General features: G+C 43.9%; 13 protein-coding genes. 12 read left to right on the top strand and 1 reads right to left on the bottom strand.

The window, feature by feature from the left end:
• Window positions 1-23 precede the first annotated feature (23 nt).
• Entirely contained in the window at window positions 24-158 is a 135-nt protein-coding gene (locus GM418_RS31985) for a hypothetical protein (protein WP_281350235.1), read from the bottom strand.
• Window positions 159-1,052: 894 nt separating this feature from the next.
• On the opposite strand from GM418_RS31985, the gene GM418_RS30225 reads away from it, so the two are divergent.
• From GM418_RS30225 to GM418_RS30170, 12 genes are read left to right on the top strand one after another with little or no spacing between them, the layout of a single operon-like run.
• Window positions 1,053-1,418 (top strand): hypothetical protein, encoded by a 366-nt coding sequence (locus GM418_RS30225; protein ID WP_158871977.1) that lies wholly within the window; start codon window positions 1,053-1,055, stop codon window positions 1,416-1,418.
• A gap of 19 nt (window positions 1,419-1,437) precedes the next feature.
• The gene (locus GM418_RS30220; protein WP_158871974.1) at window positions 1,438-1,752 is read left to right on the top strand and encodes a DUF4134 domain-containing protein; all 315 of its coding nucleotides are present in this window, start codon (window positions 1,438-1,440) and stop codon (window positions 1,750-1,752) included.
• An 11-nt stretch (window positions 1,753-1,763) separates the two neighbouring features.
• Entirely contained in the window at window positions 1,764-2,060 is a 297-nt protein-coding gene (locus GM418_RS30215) for a DUF4133 domain-containing protein (RefSeq protein WP_158871972.1), read from the top strand.
• A 5-nt stretch (window positions 2,061-2,065) separates the two neighbouring features.
• Window positions 2,066-4,477: a TraG family conjugative transposon ATPase gene (locus GM418_RS30210; RefSeq protein ID WP_158871970.1), complete on the top strand. Its 2,412-nt coding sequence runs from the start codon at window positions 2,066-2,068 to the stop codon at window positions 4,475-4,477.
• 20 nt (window positions 4,478-4,497) lie between these two features.
• Window positions 4,498-5,142 (top strand): hypothetical protein, encoded by a 645-nt coding sequence (locus GM418_RS30205; RefSeq protein ID WP_158871968.1) that lies wholly within the window; start codon window positions 4,498-4,500, stop codon window positions 5,140-5,142.
• Window positions 5,143-5,166: 24 nt separating this feature from the next.
• Window positions 5,167-5,877, top strand: a complete 711-nt coding sequence (locus tag GM418_RS30200) for a hypothetical protein (RefSeq protein ID WP_158871966.1) — start codon at window positions 5,167-5,169, stop codon at window positions 5,875-5,877.
• A 7-nt stretch (window positions 5,878-5,884) separates the two neighbouring features.
• A complete protein-coding gene (locus GM418_RS30195; RefSeq protein WP_158871964.1) occupies window positions 5,885-6,838 on the top strand; it encodes a TraJ family protein in 954 nt (317 codons plus the stop codon).
• A 44-nt stretch (window positions 6,839-6,882) separates the two neighbouring features.
• Complete coding sequence (gene traK / locus GM418_RS30190) at window positions 6,883-7,509, top strand: conjugative transposon protein TraK (RefSeq protein WP_158871962.1); 627 nt, start codon at window positions 6,883-6,885, stop codon at window positions 7,507-7,509.
• An 11-nt stretch (window positions 7,510-7,520) separates the two neighbouring features.
• Entirely contained in the window at window positions 7,521-7,853 is a 333-nt protein-coding gene (locus tag GM418_RS30185; protein WP_158871960.1) for a hypothetical protein, read from the top strand.
• Window positions 7,828-8,976, top strand: coding sequence for a conjugative transposon protein TraM (gene traM, locus GM418_RS30180; RefSeq protein WP_158871957.1), 1,149 nt, complete (start codon window positions 7,828-7,830; stop codon window positions 8,974-8,976). Before GM418_RS30185 ends, traM begins: the two co-directional genes overlap by 26 nt.
• Before the next feature lie 5 nt (window positions 8,977-8,981).
• Entirely contained in the window at window positions 8,982-9,785 is an 804-nt protein-coding gene (locus GM418_RS30175) for a DUF4138 domain-containing protein (protein WP_158871955.1), read from the top strand.
• A 13-nt stretch (window positions 9,786-9,798) separates the two neighbouring features.
• Window positions 9,799-11,718 carry a YWFCY domain-containing protein gene (locus GM418_RS30170; RefSeq protein ID WP_158871953.1) on the top strand — a complete coding sequence of 640 codons (1,920 nt, stop codon included), beginning with the start codon at window positions 9,799-9,801 and terminating at the stop codon, window positions 11,716-11,718.
• Window positions 11,719-11,739: the final 21 nt, after the last annotated feature.

The following is an 11,739-nucleotide window of genomic DNA, read 5'->3' as shown; positions in this document are numbered from 1 at the left end:
TCAAATGTAGTAATTGGAAGGACTCATTTATGTGCTTTTGTTGTTAAAATGATTCTAAATTTTTGGTTGATTTTGGCCTGACCGGTTGGCTGATATTCTTCCTGGTAAATTCCTGTACACAGGCCGTTCATCCCGGTTTTTGGAACACGACTGCTCATGATTCACCGTATTTTCGTGTCCCTTTTGCATCCGGGCTGAACCGCCTTTCGCACCGCACGGCAAGAGCCGGTATTCCGGTGCACTTCGCTCAACCCGATACTAAGCTTCATTACGCCCGTCCCGGATTTTCTTTCTTTCGCACAGTCCATCCTTGTCAAAAATCAGAAACCAGGCTCCACTACACTTTCTTCTGATTCGCTTCGTTCCCCTTTATCCCGGCACATGCCTTTATCTCACCCACTAAAAGTTTTGCAGGTTTATTCTCCAGCGTCCCGGCACATTCCCAGGACATCTCCAAGGCTCCCTGATCCCGTTCGCACACTCACGGAGAACGGTCGCTGTTTGTCGTTGCCTTGTGGAAAGAGCCTCTGGACGCCCCACGGCAAAAGCCGCCCCTCCATTTCCTTACGGGGCTGCATTTGCCTTTTGCCTGTCCGCATTAAAAGTAGGACAGGTACCAACCGTGTTTTATCAAAAAACAAAAAAGAAATCCAAAGTTAGCCACCCTCCCCACATTCCTTCGCCCCGGAAAATGCAAGGCCGGGGCAAGTAGCGCGGTAAAAGAATTTCGGGGTAACATTCAAAAATTTGCAGGTTTCGCGCCAGCCCTGCATTTTCTCCCCGGGCGGCTGTTTTTTGAATTTCTTTTCTTTTTTGAGGGTTTTTCTGTTCTTTTTGAAAAAATGGATGTGCTTAAATCAATCCAAATTAAACCATTTACGATGACCGCTCCGCTTATCAAAGCCCTGTTTTCAAAAGATGGTTTTTAAGTTGTTGGAATTCAATGTCTAATAAAAAATAATCAAAAAAACAGTACCACAGTGTGGTACTTTCCGTTTCCCGGCTTTTGACCTTTGTCCGGCATAAAATTCATTCACCAAATTAAAAATGAAATGATGCTTGGACTGGATCAAATTGCCTGGGGAGAGTTTACAAAGTTTATCCTGATTGTACTACTGACATGGTATGCCCTGCTGCTTGTCTTTGCCCGGGTCAAATCAACACAAAAAGACGGGCAGGGGAGTTTTGAAGAATACCAATCTGGGATTGCCCCTGACGAAAGTCTGCAACCCATTGCCGTTTCTGCAAATGATTATCCATCTGAAATTTTGCCGGTCAACCCGGTTGAGAATATTTCTTTACCTGCCTCACTGTACGAAGAAACCGGTTATGATGAAGGCCTGGGTCTGGAACATTTTGCAGAAAAGAACAGTCCTGTACTGGCCTTCATGCTTCCCGAAATCCATTATCAACAATAATCCATTAAAAATCAAAATCATGAGAAAGAAGATTCAAAAAGTCGGTCAAAAGAGTATGGCATTATTTGCCTTAACGATTTTAGGTGTTTACAACAGCTTTGCCCAGAGTTCAGCCGGGATTGACCAGGCTACTTCGGAAGTAAGTTCCTATGTGGACCCGGTAGCCAACCTGATCATAGCCATTGGCGCGGTGGTAGGTCTGATTGGTGGAGTCCGCGTCTATATCAAATGGCAAAGCGGTGATCAGGATACCCAAAAGGCCATTATGGGCTGGTTTGGCGCCTGTCTGTTTCTGATCTTGGTAGGTGTAGTAATCCGCGCATTCTTTGCATAACCGTTGGTAAAATGAATACTTACACCATCCAAAAGATTGATACCAACCTGTACATCAAGGGATTCTCCGGTTCACTTGTCTATTCGGCCCTGTATGGAATCCTCGTAGCATTGATTGCATTTGTGGTACTCTATATTGCTGCCGGAACTTTTGTTTCGGTGGCAGTTTGTGTACCTGCCTTTTTTGCCTGGCTGTACCGCTTGAACCGGATCCAGAAGAAATACGGTCACCGGGGCTGGCACAAAAAACGGATTGCCCGGCAACTCCCTGAATTTATTACCATCAAAAAACGCATTTGTCAAAACTAGAAAAGATGAAGGTAAAACCGATTCATATCAGCCTGCCCGTGCTGGGTTTTGAAGGAGATATCCTGATTTCGAATAACCTTGATATGGGATTCGGATTGCGGCTGTTTCTTCCTGAACTGCTTTCCTGCAGTACGGAAAAACTCTATATGCTGCATGATACCTTCCAGCGGCTAGTAAACATCCTACCGGAAAACACCCTGCTACACAAACAGGATTTCTTTTTTGTGGAAGATTTTTCCACAAATCAAGACACCGCCCGAAACTATAATCATAGCCTGAGTAAAAATTACCTGGAACATTTTCATGGAAGAAGCTACCTGAAACACGAATGCTACCTGTATGTAAGCCTTTTAAATACAGGCCTTTTTAAAAATTACCTGGGATCATCGCTGATTTTTTCAAGAAAAGCCCGGCTGGAAGAAGCCAAAATACAGGATAAAATCAGGGAACTGCAGATTAACCTGGCATCGATCTTCCGACAAAGCGGGATCGAAAGTACTCCGGTGACTCGGAAACAGGCCATGGGAACGGCAAAAGGCATTGGATTGATTGAGCGTTACCTGACGCTTAATTTCAGGGAGGGACAGCCCCTGCTGGGAGGAATAGACTTCCGGGACCGGTTACGGGTGATGGACCGTTTTGTGGAGATGCTGAGCCTGAGTGATTATTCACACCTGCCTTCAGAAGTACGCCCTGTGAGCGGCCATCCCCGCACCGGGCTGCCGGTATCTATGGTTTACCCCTTGAGCTGGCATTTACCACAATCGCACATTACCAACCAGTTTATCTATGTCCCCGGTCAGCAACAGGTAAAAACCGGGCTGGAAAACGATTACAAAAAGATTTACAGCCTGTCAAAGTTTTCCTCGGAAAACAAGATCAATGCCGGGCTGATCGAAAACTTTCTGGATACGGTTCAGGCTTCAGGTGAGAAGATCGTTAAGACACACTTTAACGTAACCCTGTTGCATGAATCCATCCCGAAACTGAAAAAAATTAAAAGCGAAACCACCACTGCTTTTTCATTAATGAACTGTTTCCCGTACCAACATACCTTTGATTTGCCTTTCCTGTTCTTTGCTTGTGTGCCATTCAGCACCCAGCTTCCGGAAACAGAATTGTTTATGACTCAAGTGCCGCAAGCCTGCTGCCTGACCAATTTTGAAGGAGCAGTCCGGAACTCGGATTCTGATTTCTTTATCCACCTATCGGACCGGATGGAAGGCTGCCCGGTCCGGATCGACCTGTCGGACGAACCCATGCACCAACACCTGATCCATAACCGGAACAAGATCATCATTGGTGGCTCAGGTTCAGGAAAATCCTTTTTTACCAACCACCTGCTCCGGCAATATGTGGAAAACGACAATTGCCATGTGGTGCTGCTTGATGTGGGAAGAAGCTATGAGATATTGACACACTACCTGAATGAACGGCTGAAAGAAAGGGGAGGAGCAAGACTGATTGAGTTTACCGAAGACAATCCGATCTCGTTTAATCCTTTTGTGGTGGAAGGCGAAGCCGATCTGGAGCACCGGCAAACCATCCTTTCAGTAATCTACACAGTGTATAAACCGGAGCTCTCGGAGATGGAAAAGGATGTTATTGCACATGCGCTGATGGAGTTTTTTAAAACGGAGGAAGCAGAGCGGTCTTTTAACGGATTCTATGTGTTCTGTAAGGAATACATTCCGAAGCTGGTGGAAGAGCAGTCACTGGAATTTAACAGCCATGAGTTCTTTTTTATCCTGGGAAAATACTACCGGGGAGGAGAGTACGACTACCTGCTGAACAAACCCATGAAGACCGATGAATTTTTCAATTGTCCTTTCCTGGTGTTTGAACTGGACAACATCAAAGACCACCCGGTGATCTTTCCTGTGGCCACACTGATTATTATGGATATCTTCCTGAAAAAGATGCGCCGCCTGAAAAACACCCGGAAGGTTATCTGCCTGGAAGAGGCCTGGAAAGCCATTGCAACCCCACAAATGGCCGGGTTTATCAAATATTTTTTCAAGACCATCCGTAAGTTCTTTGGTGAAGCCATGGTAGTGACCCAGGAAGTAGACGATGTGATTTCTTCACCGATTGTGAGGGATGCAATTATCAACAATGCCGATACCCGTATATTGCTGGATATGGGCAAGTTTCGCAACAAGTTTGACCAGATCAGCCGCTTTCTTGGATTGACCGCCTTTCAACAGGAACAAATCCTATCCATTAATAAAAACCTTCCATCGGACAGAAGTTTCAAGGAAGTGTTTATCTCACTCGGGGAATACTCTAGGGTCTTTGCCCTGGAAGTCAGCAAACCTGAGTATTACTGCTACACCACTGAACAAAAAGAAAAGGAGAAGATATTGGAACAACTAACCGGTGACCGATCTATCCTGGAGATTTTAAAACAAATGTAAAACCATTAAAAAGTACTATCATGAAGAAAAAAATTATTCTCTCATTTGCCATTCTTTTAACCCTGACTATAAACACAAGCAATGCCCAAACTCCGGTAACTGATGTGGGGGCCGGGATACAGAGGGAAGCCCTCTGGGTACAGGAAGAAGGGATTTTGTCAAAAATCAACCTGTACAATGTCCTGATAAAAGCCTTGAACGGGGATATTAAAGGACTTACAGGTGAAATCCTGGGCATCGATAAGGAAATGCTGGAAAGCCTGCAGAAAGTATCCTATCTGATCAAGGATTACAAACGGATACAGGAAACCAAAGACATCCTGCAAAAGATCATTACAATCTATACAGACAAAGTCCCCCTACTTGTCCAGGATGGCAATTTTACAACCCAGCAGGCAGCAGCTATTGTCCAAAGCTTTGATATCATTTTGGATGACAGCAAATCTCTGGTCACTTCAATCCTGAACATCATTGTCAAAGACGACTTTTTTATGATGGATGACAAGCAACGTTACGATGCCATTAACGGGATCTACCTGAGCGTTAAACGGCATTACGGGACAATCTGCTACCTGCATAACAAAATCATGTATGCTTCCTATATGAAAAGCCGGAATGATAACACGCTGGAAGGTTTTGCCATGTATTACAGCCTTTATAAATAACGAAAACCGGAAAGATTAAATAGCATGAAACGAATTCTGAAAGCAGCAATTATAATTGCGCTGGTAATTGCTTCAACGCAATCATCCCAAGCACAGCTGATCGATATTAAACCCTGGAACGGAACCTATCCGGATATGGAAGGAACCTACCCGCTGACTTTTATTTCTTTCACAACAGGACTGATTCCAATTCCGCATGTATTTATACGCGCGTGGCCAACGCACTATTATTACGATGTTGTATCAGTTCCTGTTACCGACGGGGGAGAGATTGCCGGAGAGCTAAAAAACGGCCTGTTGCGGATTTTAGCCAAAGCGCTGGAACGAAGCCAGGTGAAAGGAAGGATGGAAGAAACGGAGCAAATCAAAGTCAATACAGACTATTCACAAAAGATCAGTGATCAGCTTTTTGATGCCCGTTCGGACGAACTGAGTGATATCTACAACCTGGCAGCCGGATTCATAAAGCTCTATCAGAAAGTCAACAGGCTGGGTACGCTGGAAAACTCGGAGCAAATCCATGCAATTTATGAAAAGGAAGCTGACCAGCTGTTGATGCAGTTTTTGATGGTGAACCTTTTCCAGACCGATCATGGCAGCAAACTGGAAGCCTTTTCGGGGATCAGTTATGATCTGAATAAACTACAGGGTGAAGTGGATTACTCCCACGGTAAACTTCACTATTTCAATAGTTATAGTAACCAGCCACAGAGCTATTCCTTTTTAACCCGGTAAAACCACGATGATGCTACTTCAGGTACTTACAACCAATGATTTTTTTACATTCACTGATACGCTGGTGGATTCAGGAATCGGCCATGCGCGGATATTGGTGGATATGGCACGGGCCATTGGCGGGATCGCAGCTTTTTTATATATCTCCAAAAGGATCTATGAACAGCTGATTGCAGATAACCCGGTATCCATTCTGCCACTATTACGACCCTTTGCCCTGGTACTGGTGATTACTTTCTGGGGGCCATTTGTCAACCTGTTGATGGCGCCCACTAAAGGACTGACAAAGCTGTCAGAAGCCGTGTATGCGGATAAAAAACACATTGTTCAGGAGCGACTGGAAGACAAACAACAGGCCATCCTTTCCACAGACCTGCCCTTATTCTATGAGAACGAGGAAAAAGAAGCCGATCTCTGGGACAAAGGGGTGAACCTGATCCTGACCACGTACAATATCATCAGCGGAAGGGCCATTCAGAACCAGATTAACTTTTATATGATGGATGCCACACGTCAGTTGCTGGAATCCTTTTTTGAAGTGCTGGTTTACTTGATTGCCTTTCTGCGAACGGTGTTCTGTGTGCTGCTGGTGATTTTTGGGCCGCTGGCATTTGCCCTGTCCATCTTTGACGGGTTTCAGGACAACTACCTGCAATGGATTGCCCGTTTTGTCAATGTGAACCTTTACCTGCCCATTGCCCTGCTGATTCTTTCCATTGTTCAGGAAATCCTCATTTATGTGCTGGAAATGGAGATCACTCAGATTAATTCGATGCTGATCTACCAGCCAAAAATGTTCTTTGTTTCCAACCTGATTGTACCCGTGTGTGGTATTATCGGGATGGTAATGGTACCAAAAATTGCTTCCTGGATTGTACAGGCCTCGGGAACCAACTCCGGGGGAGGGAGAATAGTGCGAACAGCGGCAGTGATGGCGATTACCAAAGGAGCAATGAAGTGACCATTATCTCAATACTCACTACTAAAATCTCATTACAAACAGAAATGCATAAACAATTTGATATACAACGAAAGTTTCGCTTTATCGTGTACGTGTTGGTACTGGTCAGCCTCTCTTTGATGGTAGTAAGCAGTTATATTTTTCATGAATCTGTTCAACTGGTGGAGCTTTCCAAACAGAAAATCTATGTACTGGACAATGGAAAATCATTGCTGGTAGCGCTTCGCGAAGATATCAGCGAAAACAGGGATGCCGAAGCCAGGGATCATGTAAAGCGTTTTCATGAACTGTTTTTCACGTTGGAGCCGGACAAGACCTATATTGAGAATAATGTTCGGGAAGCGCTTTATCTGGCAGACCGGAGCGCTATGGAACAATACGAGGCTTTTAAAGAGAATAACCTGTATAATCAGGTGATTGCTTCGGACATTAGTACGACGCTGCAGACGGATTCCATAAAGCTGGATTTTTCCTCTTATCCCTATCGTTTCACCTTTATTGGAAAGCAAAAGATCGTGAGAAAATCCAATATCACAATCCGGAGCCTCCGAACTTCAGGATACTTACGAAACATCTCCCGAACAGACAATAATCCACATGGTTTTCTGATGGAAAACTGGCGGATTGATGAGAACCAGGACCTGGAAACCATTAAAAGAAAATCCTTTTAACTAATATAAAAATGAATAACAAAAAGAACATTCCAAATCCCAAAGATCATAGTCGTTTTACCCGCTGGGTAAATGGTATGGACGAAAAAGACGAGTCTTTGGACCCACTGGCAAGAAAAAGCAAGTGGATCATAATTACCGCTTTTATGTTTGCCCTGTTTGCTATCTCCTTTATCTGGTTTCCGGCAAACAAGGTAAAACAGCATAAAATAGAAACACCGCTGGCGGGACCGGTTGTCGATGCAACTGCACCGGCAGTCCACTCAGCCTTTGAAATGCCAGTGGATTCCTTTGAAAACCAATTAAAACAATACATCAATGAAACAGTACCTGAAAAGAAATAAAGCGCTGTTTATCCTGCCGCTGGCCTTAATTCCTTTTGTTGTCCTGATTTTTTATGTGCTGGGAGGGGGAACCAAAGCGGAGGAAGAAGAAATCACACTAGCCAATAGCCAAAGCGAGGGAGCCAATTACCTGCTTCCGGAAGCGGAGAAGTCTATTGAGATTTATGATAAAATGGAAGCCTATCAAAAAGAGGGAACCGCTATGGAAGAAGGCCGAAGTAACCATCATGAAGATTCCATACAAATAGCTTTTGAAACTTCAAAAGACTCGCTATTAAGGGAACTCCCGTTGCTGACAGAGAATAAAGACCCCGAAGAATTGTTGGCCCATATTCGTCAGAAAGAAGAGCAGATAAAAAAGGAACTGAATGGAGCTAACAAATCAAAAACAACGGTTACCGGTTCAATGAAAAGCTATCAAAGTTATCCGGCAAAATCTATGGTGAAACGTCAGCAAAAGGCCGAAATGCCAAAAACAACAAATACCGGGATTGAGGAACTGGATCAGATCGTAGATCAGAATATCAACCTTAACCGAAAGAGTGATTCTTTGATGGTTTCATTGCAAAAGGCCCAGACAATGCTTCAGCAGATCGAGGCAAGTCGAAGCAAGGCAGCTTCTTTGGAAAAGAAACGTCAATTGGCATTTGGCAGGGAAGAACCCGTCGACAATCCTCTGATCAAAGCAGAGATTTATGAAACCACGACGGTTTTGGATGGCAACCGGGTAAAACTGCGTTTGCTGGAAGACACCTATGTCAACGGTCAGAAGATACCTGAGAACGCATTCATATACGGAATTTGTAATATCAAAAATGAGCGATTGCACATTGAAGTGACACAAATGCCTGTTCGAAACTCATTTGTGCCGGTAAAACTTAGTATCTGTGACCTGGATGGACTGGAAGGACTTTATGTCCCGGACAATGCCGCCCGTAAAGTTTACCAGGAAGTGGGAGCCTCCACCAATACCTCTTCCTTGATGGGAGTAACAGGTAATCCGCTGACCTATGCCGGGATTCGTGCAGCTGACCGGGCTGCCCAGACCATACTGAAAAGGGTACGCCTGAAAAAGGTAACTGTAAAGAAAAACACACTTGTCTATATCATCAATCAAAAATAATAGTCATGAAACAAATAATTTTAGCTTTTGTATTCTTTGTCTTTTCACTGGCAATAAGTGCCCAAAACCAAATTGAAATCTGTCAAAACAAAACCACCCACCTAATCGCAAAAGAGAAAATCACCTATGTACAAGTGGGAGACCCGGACAAACTGATTGCAGAAGTAGTTCCCGAGCAACCCAACATGGTGCGGGTAAAAGCCTTGGATGACTTTAGCGAAGAGTCTTCATTGACCATTATTAGTGGTAATCGTTCGTATTCGCTTTTCGTGAAATATTCCAATGCAAATAAAATCTCTTATATAATGGAAGACTTTTACTGGGAAAAGGCCGGGGACATCAATATTGGCCCGGTACCGGAATATTACCTGAAAGAAATGTGTAGCCGACTACTCAGTAAGGATATTCAAAAGCCGGTCAGGGCTAAGAGCCACAAGGATGGAATTATATTCCGTCTCAGAAATATCTACCTGAAACAGGATTTGCTGTTCTTTGAACTGGAAATTAGCAACACCACCAACATTGCTTTGGATGCGGATGACTACCACTGGTGGATTGAGGACCGGAAACGGTCAAAAGTCACCAATGTTCAGGAATACCCGGTGGAAAAGATATATCAGCATTATAACTGGGAAAGTATTCCGGCAAAAACCACACTGCGGGAAGTTTTTGTTCTGCCCAAATTTCTGATTCCGGACAAACGCATCCTGAAAATAGAACTGTTGGAAAAAGCACTCGGAAACACCGGCAGAAAGCTTTCACTCAAAGTGAAAAACAAAGAGATATTAAAAGCTAAAGAATTGAATTAATCATCTTTCTATAATGCTCAACGAATCCAACGAATTAAGGCGTTTGCACGAAGGCTTCCGGTTTTTTAGTTACCTGCTGTTATTTCTTACTCTTTACATTCAGCAGGTAGCTTTCTTCCAAAAACTGGGGTGGTACATCTTGGAGTTTGAGCCGCTTTGGAATAAACTGTTGCGCCTTGGGTTTCTTACTAATGTTTGGCAGGCAAAAGCAGTCTGTTTGATTTTTCTGGTCATAACGTGCATTGGAACAAAGGCAAAAAAGGATCGTGATCTGAAGGTGGCTACCATCGTTGTACAAATCCTGACAGGATTGCTTTTATACTGGGGAAGCCTGCTGTGCATTGAAAGAATGGCTGTTGTATACCTGCTTTTATCCTTTCTGGGATTTGTGATCCTGAATATGGCTTTTGATAACATGTCCAAACTGATCAATGTGAATCTGATGAAAGACCGGTTTAACCTGGAGAACGAGAGCTTCCCGCAGGAAAGGGGATATGAAGGAAACGAGTACTCCGTTAACCTTGAAACCATTTATCAGTACCGGAACAAACGACATGAAGGCTGGATCAATGTAATCAACCCCTTTCGGGGAACCATTGTGATAGGTACTCCCGGATCCGGGAAATCCTTTTCGGTGGTATTGCCTTTTATCCGGCAACATTTGTCCAAAGGATTTTCGATGTGCGTGTATGATTTTAAATATCCAGACCTCTCCAATGTGGCTTACAACTATTTTTTGAAAGCAAAAAAGAAAAAGATATTACCGGAAACGGCCAGGTTTTATGTTATCAACTTTGACGATATCCGAAAATCCTACCGCTGTAACCCACTGGCTCCGGAACTAATGGAAAGCCCCATCGATGCCTTTGAATCTTCAAGGACGGTATTGTACAACCTGAACCGCGAATGGATCCGGAAACAGGGAGAGTTCTTCTCTGAATCAGCCGTATCGTTTTTTGCCGCAGTAATCTGGTTTCTGAAAAAATACAGGGATGGAGAATATTGTACGCTTCCACATGCTATAGAATTATTGCAACTGGAATACGATGACCTGTTTGCCATCCTTTCCAAAGAAAAGGACGTGGAGAACATTATCAATCCCTTTATCAATGCACATAAGCGCGGTGCGAATGAACAACTGGAAGGACAGCTGGGTAGCTTGAAAATAGCTATCTCCAAAATCATCAGCAAAGAGATCTACTGGATATGTTCGGGCAATGATTTTTCACTGGACATTAATAATCCGGACCATCCTAAAGTCGTTTGCCTGGCCAATAATCCGCTCCGTATTGAAATGTACGGGGCGGTGCTTTCCCTCTACATTACCCGGATGCTGAAAATAATGAACCGCAAAGGCCAGCATAAAAGTTCCCTGATCTTTGATGAGTTGCCAACCATCTACTTCAGGGGACTTGACACTTTAATTGCCACCGCACGTAGTAACAGAATATCTACCCTGCTGGGAATTCAGACCATCGATCAGCTAATCCGGGATTACGGAAAAGAACAGGCCAATGCCATCCTTACCAATATCGGAAATGTCTTCGCCGGGCAATCGGTCGGGGAGACAGCCCGGTTTATCCAGAATCGCATGGGAAAGATCCTTCAGGAGAGGCAGTCTATTAATATTAACCGGAACGTGCAATCCACTTCCTTTTCCACCCAGATGGATTACCTGATGCCCGAAGGAAAAATAGCCACTTTGCCACAAGGGTACATGGTAGGACAAGTGGCCGATAATTTTGACCAGCAGGTGAGCCAGCGAAATTTTAATTGCCTGATTGATGTGGATACGGAAGCCATCGAAAAGGAAGAAAAGAAATACCAACCTATTCACGGCATTTATCGCTTTGACAACATCAACGATGTACTTGAAAACAACCGTAATCAAATCTGTAACGACATTATTCAGATACTGAGAAACGACAGTTAACAACCCTCAATAATTAATAAT

The organism is Maribellus comscasis (assembly GCF_009762775.1).
GTDB lineage: Bacteria > Bacteroidota > Bacteroidia > Bacteroidales > Prolixibacteraceae > Draconibacterium > Draconibacterium comscasis.
Note: the sequence above shows the minus strand (reverse complement) of the source record. Positions and strands in the feature narration are given on the sequence as shown.